The 16,723-nt window shown below is 43.6% G+C and carries 28 protein-coding genes; all 28 read left to right on the forward strand.

Translation table 11 applies throughout. The annotated features are described in order from the left end of the window. Positions 1-2 precede the first annotated feature (2 nt). Positions 3-407, forward strand: coding sequence for a hypothetical protein (locus tag MKZ16_RS09085; protein ID WP_076104510.1), 405 nt, complete (start codon positions 3-5; stop codon positions 405-407). Continuing rightward, positions 404-553: a hypothetical protein gene (locus MKZ16_RS09090; RefSeq protein WP_179090001.1), complete on the forward strand. Its 150-nt coding sequence runs from the start codon at positions 404-406 to the stop codon at positions 551-553. The genes MKZ16_RS09085 and MKZ16_RS09090 overlap by 4 nt, the downstream gene beginning before the upstream one ends. Further along, on the forward strand, positions 550-1,107 hold the full coding sequence (locus MKZ16_RS09095; protein ID WP_076104511.1) for a DUF5662 family protein: 558 nt from the start codon (positions 550-552) through the stop codon (positions 1,105-1,107). Before MKZ16_RS09090 ends, MKZ16_RS09095 begins: the two co-directional genes overlap by 4 nt. Then, positions 1,104-1,475 (forward strand): hypothetical protein, encoded by a 372-nt coding sequence (locus MKZ16_RS09100; RefSeq protein WP_076104512.1) that lies wholly within the window; start codon positions 1,104-1,106, stop codon positions 1,473-1,475. The genes MKZ16_RS09095 and MKZ16_RS09100 overlap by 4 nt, the downstream gene beginning before the upstream one ends. 84 nt (positions 1,476-1,559) lie before the next feature. Beyond that, positions 1,560-1,853, forward strand: coding sequence for a hypothetical protein (locus MKZ16_RS09105; protein ID WP_076104513.1), 294 nt, complete (start codon positions 1,560-1,562; stop codon positions 1,851-1,853). Positions 1,854-1,888: 35 nt separating this feature from the next. Next, complete coding sequence (locus MKZ16_RS09110; RefSeq protein ID WP_076104514.1) at positions 1,889-2,284, forward strand: YopX family protein; 396 nt, start codon at positions 1,889-1,891, stop codon at positions 2,282-2,284. Between the two features lie 15 nt (positions 2,285-2,299). Further along, on the forward strand, positions 2,300-2,725 hold the full coding sequence (locus tag MKZ16_RS09115) for a hypothetical protein (protein ID WP_076104515.1): 426 nt from the start codon (positions 2,300-2,302) through the stop codon (positions 2,723-2,725). Positions 2,726-3,030: 305 nt separating this feature from the next. Beyond that, positions 3,031-3,252 carry a hypothetical protein gene (locus MKZ16_RS09120; RefSeq protein WP_076104516.1) on the forward strand — a complete coding sequence of 74 codons (222 nt, stop codon included), beginning with the start codon at positions 3,031-3,033 and terminating at the stop codon, positions 3,250-3,252. Positions 3,253-3,299: 47 nt separating this feature from the next. Beyond that, positions 3,300-3,890: a sigma factor-like helix-turn-helix DNA-binding protein gene (locus tag MKZ16_RS09125; protein ID WP_051491328.1), complete on the forward strand. Its 591-nt coding sequence runs from the start codon at positions 3,300-3,302 to the stop codon at positions 3,888-3,890. Positions 3,891-4,054: 164 nt separating this feature from the next. Further along, positions 4,055-4,276 carry a hypothetical protein gene (locus MKZ16_RS09130; protein WP_076104517.1) on the forward strand — a complete coding sequence of 74 codons (222 nt, stop codon included), beginning with the start codon at positions 4,055-4,057 and terminating at the stop codon, positions 4,274-4,276. Between the two features lie 92 nt (positions 4,277-4,368). Then, positions 4,369-4,578, forward strand: coding sequence for a hypothetical protein (locus MKZ16_RS09135; RefSeq protein WP_076104518.1), 210 nt, complete (start codon positions 4,369-4,371; stop codon positions 4,576-4,578). A 461-nt stretch (positions 4,579-5,039) separates the two neighbouring features. Beyond that, positions 5,040-5,900 (forward strand): terminase small subunit, encoded by an 861-nt coding sequence (locus tag MKZ16_RS09140; protein WP_076104520.1) that lies wholly within the window; start codon positions 5,040-5,042, stop codon positions 5,898-5,900. Further along, positions 5,893-7,137 carry a PBSX family phage terminase large subunit gene (locus tag MKZ16_RS09145; protein ID WP_218642588.1) on the forward strand — a complete coding sequence of 415 codons (1,245 nt, stop codon included), beginning with the start codon at positions 5,893-5,895 and terminating at the stop codon, positions 7,135-7,137. Before MKZ16_RS09140 ends, MKZ16_RS09145 begins: the two co-directional genes overlap by 8 nt. A 20-nt stretch (positions 7,138-7,157) precedes the next feature. Further along, a complete protein-coding gene (locus tag MKZ16_RS09150; protein WP_076104522.1) occupies positions 7,158-8,669 on the forward strand; it encodes a phage portal protein in 1,512 nt (503 codons plus the stop codon). Further along, positions 8,647-8,871: a hypothetical protein gene (locus MKZ16_RS09155; RefSeq protein ID WP_076104523.1), complete on the forward strand. Its 225-nt coding sequence runs from the start codon at positions 8,647-8,649 to the stop codon at positions 8,869-8,871. Before MKZ16_RS09150 ends, MKZ16_RS09155 begins: the two co-directional genes overlap by 23 nt. Further along, positions 8,868-10,628: a minor capsid protein gene (locus tag MKZ16_RS09160; protein WP_076104524.1), complete on the forward strand. Its 1,761-nt coding sequence runs from the start codon at positions 8,868-8,870 to the stop codon at positions 10,626-10,628. Before MKZ16_RS09155 ends, MKZ16_RS09160 begins: the two co-directional genes overlap by 4 nt. 5 nt (positions 10,629-10,633) lie before the next feature. Further along, positions 10,634-10,882 (forward strand): hypothetical protein, encoded by a 249-nt coding sequence (locus MKZ16_RS09165; protein ID WP_143759024.1) that lies wholly within the window; start codon positions 10,634-10,636, stop codon positions 10,880-10,882. 9 nt (positions 10,883-10,891) lie between these two features. Continuing rightward, entirely contained in the window at positions 10,892-11,047 is a 156-nt protein-coding gene (locus MKZ16_RS09170; RefSeq protein ID WP_179090002.1) for a hypothetical protein, read from the forward strand. Positions 11,048-11,190: 143 nt separating this feature from the next. Beyond that, entirely contained in the window at positions 11,191-11,823 is a 633-nt protein-coding gene (locus MKZ16_RS09175) for a phage scaffolding protein (protein WP_076104526.1), read from the forward strand. Between the two features lie 13 nt (positions 11,824-11,836). Beyond that, the gene (locus tag MKZ16_RS09180; protein WP_076104527.1) at positions 11,837-12,208 is read left to right on the forward strand and encodes a hypothetical protein; all 372 of its coding nucleotides are present in this window, start codon (positions 11,837-11,839) and stop codon (positions 12,206-12,208) included. A gap of 16 nt (positions 12,209-12,224) precedes the next feature. Continuing rightward, entirely contained in the window at positions 12,225-13,268 is a 1,044-nt protein-coding gene (locus MKZ16_RS09185) for a major capsid protein (protein ID WP_076104528.1), read from the forward strand. A gap of 47 nt (positions 13,269-13,315) precedes the next feature. Further along, positions 13,316-13,681, forward strand: a complete 366-nt coding sequence (locus MKZ16_RS09190) for a hypothetical protein (RefSeq protein ID WP_076104529.1) — start codon at positions 13,316-13,318, stop codon at positions 13,679-13,681. Next, a complete protein-coding gene (locus MKZ16_RS09195) occupies positions 13,620-13,991 on the forward strand; it encodes a phage head-tail connector protein (protein WP_076104530.1) in 372 nt (123 codons plus the stop codon). The genes MKZ16_RS09190 and MKZ16_RS09195 overlap by 62 nt, the downstream gene beginning before the upstream one ends. 1 nt (position 13,992) lies before the next feature. Beyond that, entirely contained in the window at positions 13,993-14,367 is a 375-nt protein-coding gene (locus tag MKZ16_RS09200) for a hypothetical protein (RefSeq protein ID WP_076104531.1), read from the forward strand. Continuing rightward, positions 14,364-14,786: an HK97 gp10 family phage protein gene (locus MKZ16_RS09205; protein ID WP_076104532.1), complete on the forward strand. Its 423-nt coding sequence runs from the start codon at positions 14,364-14,366 to the stop codon at positions 14,784-14,786. Before MKZ16_RS09200 ends, MKZ16_RS09205 begins: the two co-directional genes overlap by 4 nt. Before the next feature lie 2 nt (positions 14,787-14,788). After that, entirely contained in the window at positions 14,789-15,211 is a 423-nt protein-coding gene (locus tag MKZ16_RS09210) for a DUF6838 family protein (RefSeq protein ID WP_076104533.1), read from the forward strand. Further along, positions 15,208-15,402: a hypothetical protein gene (locus MKZ16_RS09215; RefSeq protein WP_036684228.1), complete on the forward strand. Its 195-nt coding sequence runs from the start codon at positions 15,208-15,210 to the stop codon at positions 15,400-15,402. The genes MKZ16_RS09210 and MKZ16_RS09215 overlap by 4 nt, the downstream gene beginning before the upstream one ends. Positions 15,403-15,405: 3 nt before the next feature. Further along, positions 15,406-16,722 (forward strand): phage tail sheath family protein, encoded by a 1,317-nt coding sequence (locus MKZ16_RS09220; RefSeq protein ID WP_076104534.1) that lies wholly within the window; start codon positions 15,406-15,408, stop codon positions 16,720-16,722. The last annotated feature ends 1 nt before the right edge of the window (position 16,723 follow it).

Genomic DNA, 16,723 nt, shown 5'->3' on the forward strand with positions numbered 1-16,723 from the left:
TCATGAATCCTGAACGGATTGCGCAGATGAAACGGGCGTTTGAGAAATATGGATCACTTGCGAGCGATTCAATTATCGAGATGCTTACAGGATTAGAAGATTTGGTCAAATATAAGGCTGAAGCTGAGCGTCTGAATGAGATATGCAAACAGATTGCAGGCGAAGAACTCATGTTCCAGGATGGCAAATACGAAACAGAGATGGAGCGTTTGCAGAACAAGCTGGAAGAGTATGAAGCTAAATTAATCATAAGGCAACAAACAGCAATACATTACTCAGAATTGGCAAATGAACGGGCAGGAAGATTGAAAATAATGACAGAAGCACTAGAAAAAATTAAAGCAGCAGCGCCAAATCCGTTTTATCACATTGCCAAAAAAGCATTGGAAGAAGGAGATTTATCATGAAATTTAACTTTACCAAGCAGCAAGTAATTGTCCCGATACCGTTGTTCCTGGATGAAAACGGTATTGATACAGATTCCGAGTTGGTGTGTGTAGAAATCCAAGGCGATAAGGTTGTTATTACTTATAAAGACGGTGATAACCAATGACACAGTACACACAAGAGCAATGCCGCAAGGACACTCAGGAGCATATCAGTCAAGTCCGCGAGTTCATGATGATCGTAGCCAATGACCTAATTAAACGGGCACTGGTCCACGATAAATCGAAACTGGAATCACCAGAGATCGAGATATTTACCGAATACACGCCGAAGCTTAAGGACAGCACTTATGGTTCAGACGAATATAAAGGTTTCTTGCAGGGCATGGGAGAAGCGCTGAAGCATCATTACGCAGCTAACAGCCATCATCCGGAACACTTTAAGAAATATGTTTGCAATGGCTGCTTCAAAGAGTACAAGGCCATGCCAAATCATTGCGATGTATGTATGTACAGCCAGTTCCAAGAGGAGTCGGACATTACGCAAATGAACCTGTTGGACATTATCGAAATGTTCTGCGACTGGAGGGCAGCGACAATGCGGCATACAGATGGAGATATCATGAAAAGCATTGATTTGAACCAGAAGCGATTCCGATACAGCGACGATCTGGCAGCGATATTTAGGAACACAGTGGAAGTATTGGAGGCTATCCAATGACACTCACAAGGGAAGAGATACAAGGGATGAAGCCAGGAAAGAAGTTAAACGAGCTTGTAATGCATCATATTTTCAAAATGAAAAAGGAACCAGTAGGCGAATCATTTACGTGGGTGTATGAAGTTGATGAAAAAATAATGGATTGGCGGCCACACTATTTTAATCCGTCGGCTGATATATCCGCAGCATGGGAAGTGCTCGAAAAGCCGGAAATCATGGACCGCCATCAAATCGGAGTGTACCCAACAAGCTTTGGCACTTGGATTGCCAGACCGTACATGCCGGGAGGTAAGGATTGTACTGTTCAAGCAAAGACCGCTCAGGAAGCGATTTGTAAATGTGTGCTGCTTGCTGTACTGGGCTTATAACGGCCGTTAGGCCTCCGATTCGACCGCACTACTTAGCGTAGCGGAGGCCGCAGGGCTGGATGAACTTATAAGGGGGCTGAGACAATGCAAACGGGAAAAACAAACAGAGGATTCGCCATTATAGAATTCGAGGATTTATACGGAGACAAATGCTCAATACAGAAATCTTCCTTGGCTACAGAGGATGCTATATGGATCGGAGTCAGTGATGCCAATCCGCAAATCATGGCAAGTCAAACACCACAAGGTGGAACGGGCTGGGTTCCGTATGCCTTACCGGAGGGCGTATTGCTGAGTACAAGGATGCACATTAATCAGGATCAGGCTAAAGAAATAATCAAAATACTGCAAAGATTCGTTGATACAGGTGACATTTAGGGGGCTGAGACCCCAATCAAAGGAGACGATACACGATGGGCAGAGAGATTAAGTTCCGTGGTAAACGTATTGATAATAGTGAGTGGATCGAAGGGTACTATGCTTATAGACATGACGAAGAGAAGCATTACATTGTTGTAGAGACAGTATCTACCCAAGGGTACAACACGTATTTCACTGATTATGAAGTTGATCCTAATACAGTAGGTCAATACACAGGATTAAACGACAAGAACGGCCGAAAGATATGCGAAGGGGATATTATTCGGTGGCATGAAAGAGTGACAGCAGATTATCAGATAACATTCACAGAGGGTGTGTTTTGCTTAGACAGCAATGGATTGAATAATTTTTATCACCATCGCGAGGACTTAGTGAAATGGGAAGTCATCGGCAACATCTACGAGAATCCAGAACTAATAGAGGTATAAGGGGGAGAAGAGGATATGCCGTATGATCTTTATCCAAGGAAAAAGGATGTTGAACGAATCAGTTATGGAGTTTTCTTCTGGCCGTACATTCTTCTCGAAATTGGAGTTGGCCTTGTTATCGGGGCTGGAAATTCCATCAGACCAGCATCTTACCGTTACTATCCTGATAAAAGAGGCGCCAGTCCAATGTCTATGGATGGATATTATGTTACTAAGAAAAACGCCTGCTTGATGGCGGCTGTGGCAAGAGGCTGGGCCAGTGTCGAGCGCGGAAAACGTGAAGAATGGGAATCGCTAAGCGAGGAAGAAAGAACTCGAATGGAAGAGTGGAACAAGGATTTCGTGAAAACTTACAGTCTTCCGGCTGCTCTTGAAACCATTGAAAAGGTGGAAGGATTTGCGGATTTCGCTGAAAAGTCAGGCGGGTTCAGGATAAAGTGATTTATTTGGCCGAAGGCCATCGAGTCAGACCGAATAATCCCAGTGATAACGGGGGCCAGATAAGGTTTACATAATCTGCTCCCATTAAAGAGAGGAACAAGACACTATGATCAATTGGATAAAGTATGACCCGGAGAATCCGCCGAAAGAATCCGGCCATTATATTGTCTTAGAGGACGGGGATTGCATATGGACAGCAGACTATAATAACCAAACAAAGGTATGGAGAGACGATTATAACTTTATTGAACTCCATGAGGTCACTCACTATGCCCATATCAACCTTCCGAGGGAGGGTACAGACAATGAGATACAAGGACACTCAAAAAGCATTGTCGGACGGGCATAGACAATTTATTTTTACTGCAAGCCCTGGAGAGCCTGTAAATGTACTGGCGTGGGGTCCAAGCTGGGTTAGATTCAAAGATACGTATAACACATATCCTATTAGTACAAACATGAAGATGTTTTCTATGTTGGTGGAAGGTATTTATACAGAAAAAAGCCCTGACGCATCAGGGCAATAGCAGCTTTTATCCTCAAGTCGATTATATCACAAAGGAGTTGAGGGTTAATGATGAATGATCGGGCGTTGATTGCGAGTTATAAAGACACTAAGGGGAAGTTGAATAAAAAGCTCGCTTCACTAGAAAAAGAACTTGAGCCATTGAAGAAGAAAATAGAAGACTCCAAAGATAGGAATGAGCGTGAACTCTTACGTAAGCAGATGGAACCAATCAAATTAGATAAAAATATGATGTCCGCAATTATAAGTGATCTAGATTATTCTATTGAATGGATGGAAACAGGATACCCTCCAGGATGGCGAAGAACGATTGATAGAAGATCTGGAGCTCAACGAACTAGTGTATGGGATCCTGCATGGATGGAATATCTCACAGCCTATGAAGTAGAGTTTCAACAGGAGGAAGAGGAAGGACGATGTTTACAACCTCATGAACAATACGCTATTGAGGATGCCATGCACAATTTATCTGAGAGAGAAAGGCAATGCTTCGTTCTACACCACGGTTGTGGAATGTCACTAAAACAGATTTCTTTAGAACTTGATACTAAAAAAAGCACAGTACAATCTTATCTGGATCGCGCTACAACCAAAGTAGAGATTAACAAGGGAATGAGTCTATTTCTCCAATGTGTCTAATCTTGCCGTACGCCTGCCACCTATATATAGGAGGAACCTATTAACGGTTCGGCTCTTATAATGAATGGTGTGTGAAAAATCCACGCCAGCCGATGAGCTCACGGTTAATTGAGCTCGACCATTTATGTTATTATAGATACAAATGATATTAGGAGGTTGGAAAGATGTACCTCGAAATAATACAGAAGGCAAAGGAAGTCTTTGGTGATGATTATGGTCTTATTGAGGAAAGGGCAAATGAGTATGCAATTTCTACTGTCAATAGAACAGTGGACATTCTCAATGTTCTCATTACAATAGCATTGCGAAGAGGCCCAGAGTTAGTAATTGGTGAAAGTAATATACGTGCCTTAATAAATGAAGAGGCATTGCACCAGCTTATCTGAATATATTAATTTTCAAGTTCGCCAATAGGCGGCTTTTTTATTGCAGGTAAATACTTCCTAATGTCGAAATATGATTTCAGGGAGTGGATACTATGAGGAAACCGTTTAATTATGCTGTGCGTAAAACTTCGAAAGAAATCGCAAATGCATATGTAAAGAGTAGACAAAACAATGGACTTAACAAGATATCGGTCGATGAAGATAAGAAATATGACTTTTCAGAAGTGGGCGAAGGCGAATGGTTGTTGGTAGGTTCCGCAATAGCGCTTCTTATTGTCATACTTGCAGAATTACTTTTTTAGGTGAATAGTGAATAGTGCGTAGGGAGTGGGAGTCGCTGAAAAGCGTCTCTTTTTGTATTGTGAATAGCCCATAATCTAAACCCCAAAAGCTGCAGAGGTGACGGCGAAGTAAGGTACATGGGTAAATAGTAGCAGGAAAATCCTTCCTGAACGTCGAAATATGATGTCGTAGGGAGGTGACATGTATGTGGATAAGGTCGCAATCGAGAGAGGTCCTGGTAAAGACTGATAGTATTGAAGTCAAAAGAGAAAACCCTTATAAATCCGATTCAATTTATAACTTGGTAGGATCAAACGTTCTTTTGGGCAGTTTCTCAACTATGGATAAGGCATTAAAAGAATTGGATACTATTCAAGATGCTGTTTTCAAAAATTTTAGTGTTTATAACGTTAGCGCAGATTCATAGCACCCGGTAAGGGTGCTTTTTTCATGCCTTAAATACGGGGGTGGTGATAATGTAATGCCAAGAGCACGCGATCCAAACCGTGACCGCGCACTAGAGATATGGCGTGAACACGGTGGGGAAATAACAAACAGGCAAATAGCAGAGAAACTGGAAATTGACGAAAAGAAGGTAGCCGTCTGGAAGCAGCGTGATAAATGGAGTGTTGTACAACAATTATCAAATAACGTTGTACAACAGCCAAAGAAGAGTGTTGTACAACAAAAGAATCCAAAGGTTAACAAGAGCCAAAAGATAGCGGCTAGGGGTGACCCGGATAAAAGCGACTCAGCAAAACTCACGGAGAAGGAAGAAATATTCATTCTTGAATACCTCAGAGACTTCAATGCAACTCGTGCAGCAATGGCAGCAGGCTACAGTAAGAAGACTGCTTATGTAATTGGATGGGAGAACCTTAGAAAACCTAAGGTACAGGCCAAAATTGCAGAGCATAAAGAGGCTGTTACCTCTGAACTTGGTTTAAGTGTTCAGCGTGTAATTGCGGAATATCTTAAGATCGCCTTTGCTGATACCTCAGATTATGTTGAATTTGGACAGACTGAGGAACCCGTGCTGAATGAATATGGTCCGGTGCTAGATCAAGAAGGTGTCCAGTTGACCCGTACCGTTGATTTCGTACATTTTAAAAACAGTTATGAAGTTGACGGAACGCTAATAAGCGAGGTTAAGCAGGGGCGCGATGGAGTCAGTATTAAGTTCTACGATAAATTGAAGGCCCTGAAAGAACTGGAGAAATATCTAGGCTACATGGATGAAGAGACTAAACTCCGAGTCCAGAAGATGCAGCTTGAGGTTGCAGCCATCAGTAAAGAAGTCGAATCTGAGGTCGTATTCATAAAGGATGATCTCCATGAGTAAGGTTATCAGCTTACAGGAGACCGTTGGTAAGGGATACGCAAAGTTCTGGCATTTTAAAGGACGCTATCGGGTTGTAAAGGGAGGACGGGGCTCCAAAAAGAGTGTGACAGCTGCTCTATCGATCATCGCAAAGATGATGGAGTACCCACTTGCTAATACCTTGGTGCTTCGTAAGACATTCAACTCACATAAAGACTCGACGTGGGCGCAACTCAAATGGGCGGCTAATAGGTTGGGTGTAGGTAACAAGTGGCATTTCAAGAAATCCCCGCTGGAAGCTATATATAAGCCAACAGGACAAAAGATATTGTTCCGAGGCCTAGATGATCCGATGTCAATCACCTCTATTACGGTGGACACCGGATATTTGTGTTGGGCATGGTTTGAAGAAGCCTATCAGATCCTTAACGAAGATGATTTCGATAAGGTGGATATGTCTATTCGTGGTCTGCTGCCTGAAGGATATTATAAGCAGCTAACGATTACTTTTAACCCATGGAATGAAAAGCATTGGTTGAAACATCGCTTCTTTGATACCGAGAACCCAGATACATTCGTGGATACTACAACATACCGCTGTAATGAGTTCCTGGGAGACGAGGACCGCAAATTATTTGAATGGATGAAGAAGCATAAGCCTAAGCGGCACAGGGTCGAAGGTGACGGAGATTGGGGTATTGCTGAAGGTGCTATATATGAAGACTGGCGGGAAGAAGAGTTTGATTACCGAACCATTGCCAAGCAAAAGGGTTACAGGGCAGTGTTTGGACTCGACTTTGGTTATACGAATGACCCTACCGCTCTTGTATGCGCTCTGGTTAACAAAGAGGAAAAGAAGCTGTATATCTTCGATGAACACTATGAGCATGGAATGCTGAACGATGATATTGCCGATATGCTGAAAGAAAAAGGCTACTCTAAGGAGCGTATCATTGCGGATTCCTCAGAACCGAAGTCCATCGCTGAAATTCGCGGATTCGGGATCGGTAGGATAAGACCTGCTGAAAAGGGCGGAGATAGCATTAAGGTTGGTATTCAGACCATTCAGCAGTATGAAATCATAGTTCATAAATTCAAATGCCCGAATGTCAGCATAGAGCTATCAAGCTATGTATGGGAACAAAATAAAGCTGGGAAGTTCACGAAAAAACCAGTTGATGACTTTAACCATGCTATGGATGCGTTGCGTTATGCTATGGAACAAATTCGTAAGCCTGATGCATTCTCATTTGATTAATAGGAGAGGAGGAAACCTATTTGAGTACCACAGAAGAGGTTATCCAGATCATTGAAAAAGGTGCAAAGTCGGCTATGACAGACGAAGAAATTATTAAGCAGGAAATCGATGACTGGTTATCTTCTCAGGAACGTAGGGATATGCTTGCTGGTGAACGCTACTATCGGAATAAGGCAGATATCTTAGAACGTAAGCGAATGACCATTGGAGAAGGCGGGGCGCTAATAGAAGCTAAAAACCTAGCTAATAACAAGATCGTCCATGGATTCTTGCGGAAGCTTATTGACCAGAAAGCTGGCTATCTGTTGAGTAAGGAAATGAGCATACAGACCAAGAACAAAGTTTATGATGAACTTTTGACAGGAATATTTGATAAAGGGTTTAAGCGACTCTTAAAAAGCTTGTTGAAAGAAAGTAGCAAGAAGGGCCGCGCTTGGTTGCATGTTTATTACGACGAAGAAGGCCGTTTCCGGTTTAAGAAGCTGCCTTCTGAAGAAATTATACCATTATGGAAAGACGCCGCTCATACCGAACTGGATGCGATTATCCGTGTATATGAGGTTGAAGTATATGAGGGGAAAAAGAAAACAACTATCCAAAAGGTTGAATTCTGGCACTCGAAAGGTGTTAACCGCTATGTGATCGGTACCGGTAGTACAGCTCTACCGACAACAAGCGGACTGATACCGGATGTGGAATTGGGCGAGTTCAGCAGTCATTTTGCTGCTATAGACGGGATTGAAAAAGCTGAACATGCCTTAAACTGGGAGCGCATCCCTTTCATTTGCTTTAAATACAATGAGGACGAGTTACCGCTGATCAGCTTACTTAAATCGCTGATAGATGACTATGATAGAAGCAAGTCTGATAACAGCAATAACTTAGAAGACATTCCCAACAGCATATTTAAACTTAAGGGATATGATGGAACTGATCTTGGTGAGTTCCGGAGAAACTTGATGATTTATAGATCTGTTAAGGTAACTGCAGAAGATGGCGCTGATGTCGAAACTATGGATGTCAATATCAACACTGAGGCTTATAAGCTCCATACGGAAATGACCCGGTCTGATATATATGAATTCGGTCGCGGGGTAGATACTCAAGCGGATTCATTTGCAACAGCACCGAGCGGGGAAGCTTTGAAATTCTTATATGCTGATTTGGATATGGATGCTAACGATATCGAAAACGAGTTCCAAGCAGCACTTGAGCAACTTTTGTGGTTCGTTGATAAACATATCTTTAATACCACGGGGAATGACTTCTCAGAAGAGACAGTCAATTTCTTATTTAACCGAGATATCGTCATTAATGAATCACAGGTTATCACTGATGCGAAGAACAGTGAGGGAATCGTATCCAAAGAAACACAAGTAGCAAACCATCCGTGGGTTACCGATGTAAAGGAAGAATTGAAACGTCTGGAAGCTGAAGAGGCCGCAAGTCTTGCGAAAATGGATGAATATGGACTCCCTACTAATGATAATTCCTCAGGAGGTGATACAAATGGCGATAACAAAGAAGACTGAGGCATTAGTAAATGAGTTGATTCAAGGTATGACTCGATCGGCAATTGAAACATATAAAGCCGGAAGTACCATAGACGCAGAAGATATTGAATCATTAGCTAGTCTGATATCTTCTGTACAGGGTGGCGAATGTTATGGATCACCTGTGTGCGGGTTCGTAATTCCTGCACCTACAGAGGGCGGTGGAGTTGATGAAGAATGAAATCAGCCGCCTATTGGTCCAAACGTATGGAGCAACTGAATGAGTCACTTCTAAATAAGGGTGTACCATTCACAAAGGCAATGAATAAGGAATACCGCAAGGCTCAGATATCTATCCAGATGGACGTTAACAATTTCTATCAGCGGTTCGCAGATAATAACGGGATTGTTAGCTTATCCGCTGCTAAGCAAGTTCTCAAAGCAGGCGAGCTCAAAGAATTCAAATGGACCGTTGAGGATTACATTGCTCGTGGTAAAGAGAACGCCATAGATCAGCGGTGGATGAAGGAACTAGAGAATGCCAGCATTAGAGTACGTGTTACCCGCCTAGAATCCATTCAATTGCAGATGAAGCAACATGTCGAAGAATTATCAGCTAAGCGTCTGGCAGGCACAACAGAGCTACTAGGTAACGTCTATAAGGATGGTTACTATCGAAGTATTTTTGAACTAGAAAAGGGTATTGGCATTGGAGCGTCATTCTCTAAGATAGATAAGCGGCAGCTCGAAGCTATTCTAGCTGCTCCATGGGCGGCAGACGGTAGCAACTTCTCACAACGTATATGGACTGATCGCGTCAGGCTGACCGGAACGCTTCGTAACATCTTTAGTCAGGGGCTTATTAGTGGTGATACCTCTAAGCAAATGATAGAGCAGCTTATGAAACGCTTCGATGTGTCACGGAAGAATGCAGAGCGGTTAATACTGACGGAATCAGCATACTTCGCTGGTCAGTCTCGTATAGCTGGCTACAAAGAACTTGGGGTAGAGCAATACCGTTACACCGCCACACTAGACAGCCTTACTTCCATTACTTGCAGAGATCTAGATGGTAAAGTATTTGATGTTGAAGATGCTCAGGTTAACGTCAATTATCCACCTATGCACGCTTTCTGTCGATCAACTACTATTCCTCACTATGATGACAACATCAAAGAGAGGGTAGCTCGGGATGAGGACGGTAAGACATACGAAGTGCCAGAGGACATAACATATCCAGAGTGGGAAAAGAAATATGCTCCTGAAGCCTCTGATGCGGTTACCGCGGAGGTGCCATCCAAGAAGACACCTGAAACTCCATTACCTACTATTGAAATTCCAGGTGGGCCAACAAGGGATATTCCAATTCCTGAGAAAAGCATCTATACCCAGGAACCTGAGAAATGGTATGATGAAACCGGAAAGACTGCACCACCGCTGATTAATCTCAGTAAGATGGATCTACCGAAGCTGCAGCCAGACATTCCGCGTAAACTAGGTAATATCGATCTGTCTAAACCTGATATCGTCCGCAACTATGTAAAGGATGCTGAGCAAGCCATCAGGAACGCTACAGAAGAACATGCTATTGCTCTCACTAAAGAAGGTGAGGTTATCCATGTTAAGGGCGATAAGGCATCTGTCGATATTACCAAGATCAAACCACCTGAAGTACTTAAAAAGAGCATCGTCACCCATAACCACCCTACAGTGGATGGGGAACCCGGAGGATCATTTAGTCGGGATGATGTCCTAGCATTCATAAAGAATGGAATCAAGGAGTTGCGAGCAGTTGATTCAGGTAGTACGTACATCCTGAAGAAGTCAGCCCCAATAAACCTGAGTACAGATGATATTAACCGTTTACTAGATAAAGCAGAAGATTCGTATCTTGCATTGCTTACTATTGAGCAGGCACTCACAGGTTATGACGAAAAGCACCTAACCATGGAACAGCTAGTAATACTACTTGAATCGCTACAATATACAAAGGAGTGATGATCTTGCGAACTAAAGAAGAGAATAGAGCGGCTATCGCTGAACTGTTTGCCCCGCAACGTGAAAAGCTAGGCGAACGATTTGACGCTTTGGTGGACGAGATTAGCGCTGTTAGGTTTGAATACCTTCAAAAGCGTGATAAGCTGCCGAAACAGCCGATAGGTGTTCTGGATGCTAATTCAGTCGAGGAGCGGCGAATGAACCGTGAAGAAGGTATGAAATGGGTGCTGATTAAGCAGAAATACGGATTGTGAGGTGTTCTGATGGATAAGGAGAAGACACGCGCGCTTTTCGAGCTGTTGTTGGCTGATTATAAACAGTCAGAAAGAATAGTCATAGATGAGTATGGCGGAGATCCAGACGAACTAGAGCGCACTATCGAGGAATACCGAGAAGAACTAAATGAGTTGTTAAAGTAAAAGCACTCTCCAATATGCGAGGGTGCTTTTTATATTGGGCCGTGGGTGAGACTACCGCGGCCTATTTGCTCATGAACCGGAGCATATCGGTTCACTCCCTAAGCTGGAGAGCAGCTATACAAATCTATGGAGGTAGATGATAGATGGATTGGTTAAAAGCAATTTTGAAGGCAGCGGGGCTAGACGATACGAAGGTTGATTCTATTGTTGGTGATGCTGGCAAGGAGCTACCTAAGCATTTTGTTCCGAAGTCGCAGTATAACGACGTTTCAGATGCTAAGAAACAGGCTGAAAAGGATGTCGCAGATCGGGACAAACAGATACAGGATTTGAGCAAAACTGCTGGATTGTCAGATGATCTTAAGAAACAGATAGATCAACTGCAAGCCGACAACAAATCGACCAAGGAGAAGTATGACGCTGATATGAAGGAAATGAGCTTGAATACAGCAGTAAAGCTGGCGCTTACTGGTCAGGCCCATGATCCTGATATCGTAGCCGGGTTGCTAGACAAAACAAAGATTGAACTGGATGACAGCGGCGCCATAAAGGGTGGGCTGGAAGACCAGGTAAAAGTCCTGCGTGAGAGTAAGGGCTTTTTATTTGCAGAAAAACAGGAAGGTAAACCGCCAGCATTCAGAGGAACTACGCCCGGTGATGGTAAACCTAGCGGAGGCGGTGGACAGCAACCGGAGAACTTTGGAAAGCGTCTGGCTGAGCAAAGAAGTACTGGCGGTAAGGATTTAGATAAGGCAAGAGAATCATATTTCAATTAAGGAGTGATAAGTAATGAGTAAATTTACTACAACGACATACGGAAATAGAAAGCAGATTCATAAATTTCCGGACCATTACGTTAATTTGGCTGTGACTGTAGATAACACAGGGATCACAGCAAATGCAGAAGGCAAGAAGATTGTTCCCGCTGGAACTATTCTCGGAAACGGGATTCTGACTGATCAGACAAAACTTGCAAAAAAAGCAGTTACTACAACCGGAGTTTCAAATGCAGAAGGTGTCTTGTTCAATGATGTCGATGTAACTGACGGTCCAGCACCGGGCGCAATGATGATTCACGGATTTGTTGATTTGACTAAAATACCAACTGCCCCAACGGCTGAAGAAATTGCAGCTTTGAAGCAGATTACATTTCTGAAATAAGAAAGGGGAAATTATCATGAAAACAATTTTTGATCTTGTTGATGCGGAAAGCATCGGCACGTATTATAACACTGTCACATCAGAGGAAATTCCTTACCTTGGGGAAACACTTTTCCCATCTAAGAAGCAAAAAGGCCTAACGCTGAAATGGATTAAAGGTTCAAAGGGGCTGCCAGTTGCGCTCATGCCGTCTGCATTTGATGCAAAAGCCACATTGAGGGACCGTATTGGGTTCAAGGATGTTAAAACAAAGATGCCGTTCTTCCGCGAAGCAATGAGCATCGGAGAGGAAGAGCGTCAGGAACTTCTTGAATTGATGGCATCTACAAACGAGCAATATTATATGCCGCTGATCAATAACATATATGACGATGCGACTACGCTTGTGAAAGGCGCACTAGTCAACCCGGAACGTATGCGGATGCAACTCTTGTCTACCGGCAAAATTTTGATTACTGCCAACCGCCAAAACTATGATTACGACTATCAAATGCCTGATAATCACAAAGTTACTTTAACTGGAGATGACAAATGGTCTAATCCTGATGCTGATATCGTTGGAGATATTCAGGAAATCCAACAAACCATGGATGATGACCGTGGCGTTCAATTAACTAAAGCAATCTGCACACGCAAGACATGGGGATATATCATGAAGAACAAAGCGATTCGTTTGGATATGAATCCGCTAGGCGGCCAGAACATCATCATGACTGATGCTCTCATGAGACAGTACCTACTGAATAAACTGGGAATTTCTATTTCGGTGTACAACAAGAAGTACGAACTACAGGATGGAAGTTCTCATTTATATTACCCTGATGACTACATTACGTTTATTCCCGATGGCACTTTAGGTAACACATACTTTGGTACAACGCCTGAGGAAGCTGATCTTATGAGTGGAGCAACTGTAGCCCAAGTTAACATTGTTGAAACTGGTGTGGCTATCACTACTATTAAGGAGCCTCACCCTGTCAACGTTCAAACTATCGTTTCTGAAATTACCCTGCCATCGTTTGAGTCTATCGATAACATTTACATCGTTAAAGTAGCATAAGGAGAGGCTAATGCCTCTCTTACCCCCATTTGAAAGGAAGATATAAAATGGCTGAAGAAAAACGTATTGATATCTCCCTAGCTATAACCGCTAAATATAACCGGAAGTTTTATCAAGCTGGTGAGACTATTGCCATCCTGCCGAGTGAAGTTGAATCACTCATTAAGGATGGAGTAATCCGTCGTGAAGATGTGCCTGAATTTGATGATGATGAAGATGAGCATGATGTGCCGCTGGAAGAAATGAAACTGCCAGCACTCAAGAAATATGCTAAGGAACATGGTATTGACTTGGGCGAAGCTTCGAAGATAAAGGAAGTGCTTGCAGTTATCCTGAAAGCAGGTGAAGCAGATGCCGGAGGAGATCCAAAAGTATCTAATTCGACTGAAACAATTACTACTGATACCGTTTGAAGATAGCAGTAAGGATAGTAGGCTGCTGTTTGTTTTGGAAACTATCGTCCAGGAGATTAAAACTTATTGCAACATACCATCTATTCCAGAAGCCTTGGATAATGTGGTTCTGCATATAGCTGAGGATTACTACCGGACGAAGTACCCAACAGAATTCGAACTGAACGCGCCAGCAGTTACTAGCATCAAGCGTGGGGATGTTACAACAGCGTTCGGATCCGCTAAGGCTACAGTCACGGTTGGATCTGGAGCTACTTTCGTGCGGAACTATGCGGCTCAGCTGCAGGCGTTCCGCAGATTGAGGTGGTAACATGGTCAGTTTCGGTAATATACCAGCAGAGCGGTTAGCTATAGAGAGCACCTATGAAGGCCTATGTACTGTTTCGGAAATGAAGGATGTAAAAGATCCAGTGAGCGGTAAAACACGACAGCAGCCTATTATTATCTTGGCTAATGAGCCGTGTGGACTCTCTCAGTCATCCTTACCTGCTGCCACGCAAACAGTGACAGCCGATCAGATCAATTATGATGCCAAGTTATTTATCTCCCCTGATATAACTATCAAGCCAGGGAGTCGAATCACGGTTCAGCAGAATGGCATGGAGTTCAAAGGAGAACAGGCGGGTAAGGCATTCAGGTATGCCACTCATCAGGAGATTAAGCTAAAAGAGGTCCTGAACGCATGAGTATGGGGAAGTTCGATTTCACTGATTTGAAGAAGCTGCATAAAAGTATGGTTCAGATGCAGAAAGAGTTCCCAGCCTTTATGGAGGAATGCATCCGGGAATTGGCTGGACGGCTGTTGGCAAAGACTATAGCTCGGACTCCTGTTGGAGTATACAAAGACAGGCTCGGTGGTGACCTGCGCCGAGGTTGGCAACTTGGTGATGTTGTCCGACTTCCGGGCGGTGGTGTCCATGTGGAGATAGTCAATAATGTAGAATATGCGTTATATGTGGAGTATGGACATGTCACCCGTCTCCGTACTGGTTGGGTTAACGGTAGGTTTATGTTAACGCTATCGGAGCAGGAGTTGGAGAGGGAAATGCCAGCTATCATAGAACGGAAGTTTCAGAAATTCCTTAATAAGCATATGGGGCGGTGAGTATGCAGGATATAAAAAACGCACTCATAAAAAAACTATCGTTATTTACTCCGGAGTATCCGGTTTATGACGAAGCAGTGGAGCAGGGCATGCAGCAGCCGTGCTTTTTTGTGCTGTTATTGGAAAGTAGTCAGGTCCGAGGGGTTAACCGGCGCTATCAGCGTTTCAATCCCTTTGACGTTCATTACTTCCCGCAACAGGAATCAGCGGCTCCCCGAGAAGAATGCGAGCTGATATCTGAACAATTATATTCCGAGTTGGAATATGTAACTGGGCATGATGGGCTTTACCGGGGAACAGGTATGAGGCATGAAATAGTGGATGGAGTATTGCATTTCTTCGTTGAGTACAATGTTCACCTGATCCGGGATAAAGCACCGGATATTAAAATGCAGACTATGAAGCAAGGAGGCGGTATTAAGTGAGTGAGAAAAGCATTAAGGCAGCTGAGACACCGATTGAGGGGTCCTTTACCAAGGAGCAGTTCTTAGCCTCTGCTAAGTATTCATATCAAGACAAAGACGTCCTATCGGCGCTGCTGGAGCCAGAAAAACTGTATACAGCTTTTGAGGCGCAACAAGTGATCGATGATTTTAAGAATAAGGAGGCTGAGTAGATTATGGCCGGTGGAACATGGACCACTCAAAATAAAGTAAGACCCGGTGTATATGTTAACGTGGAAACGTCTGGCGGGGCATTGGGTACGGTTGGCAGCAGGGGAATAACCTCTTTAGCGCTAACTCTCCCATGGGGAGCGGCTAAGGTCATCACACCGATTATAGCTGGTGAGGATACATTCAAAGCGCTTGGCTATGACATTACAGCCCCAGAGCTGTTGTTGGTGCGTGAGGCGCTTAAAAGAGCTCGGACAGTGTTGCTGTACAAACTCAATGACGGAACAAAGTCAACGGTCACAGTTGGGACCTTGGTAGCTACAGCAAGATATGGTGGCATTCGAGGTAATGCGCTGAAGGTTGTCGTACAAACCAACATTGATGATAGTAGCAAGTTTGATGTAAAAACACTGCTGGATAACGCAGTAGTGGACACGCAGGTAGTCGCTAATATTGCGGGGCTTATCCCGAATGACTGGATTATATGGAGTGGGACCGGCACACTAACAGCAAATGCAGGAGCTCCTTTGATTGGCGGAGCAAATGGCACTGTGACTAATGCGGATCATACTGCATATCTATCTGCACTAGAGCTGTACGATTTCCAGACAGTGGCGCTGACATCCACGGATAATGCGCTCAAAGCGGTCTATGCTGCCTTTGTACGGCGCTTGAGAGAGTCAGAGGGTAAAAAGGTACAGGCAGCACTTGAGAACTACCCTGTAGCCGATTTCGAAGGTGTAATTAGCGTCAAGAATGGCGTGGTTCTTTCAGATGGGACCATACTTACAGCAGCCCAGGCTACTGCTTGGGTAGCTGGTGCTTCGGCAGCAGCTGAGATGAATGAGTCTCTTACTTATTCGGCATACGACGATGCTGTAGATGTAGCGCCGAGGTATACGAGCACTCAAATTGAGGCAGCGTTAAAAGCTGGGGAATTTGTTTTTACCCCTTCCGTTAATCGAGCTGTGATAGAACAGGATATTAATACTTTCCTCTCTTACACTCCAAAGAAAGGGAAACAACTTCAAAAAAACCGTGTGCTCCGTGTGCTGGATGGTATTGCGAATGATTTGAAGCGTATCTTTGAATCATTTTACATCGGTAAGGTATCAAACAATGTTGATGGCCGAGCTCTGTTTCGCAAAGAGGCTGTGATCTATCTGGATAACCTACAGGGGATTGATGCCATTCAAAATTTTGATGCTCAGACGGATATCACGGTACTTCCTGGTGTTGATTCAGATGCCATCTACGTGGAAGCCAATATTCAACCAGTAGATAGTATCGAAAAAGTATATATGAAAGTGCAGGTGAGATAAA

The organism is Paenibacillus sp. FSL R5-0928, from assembly GCF_037970385.1.
Classification (GTDB): domain Bacteria; phylum Bacillota; class Bacilli; order Paenibacillales; family Paenibacillaceae; genus Paenibacillus_AQ; species Paenibacillus_AQ odorifer.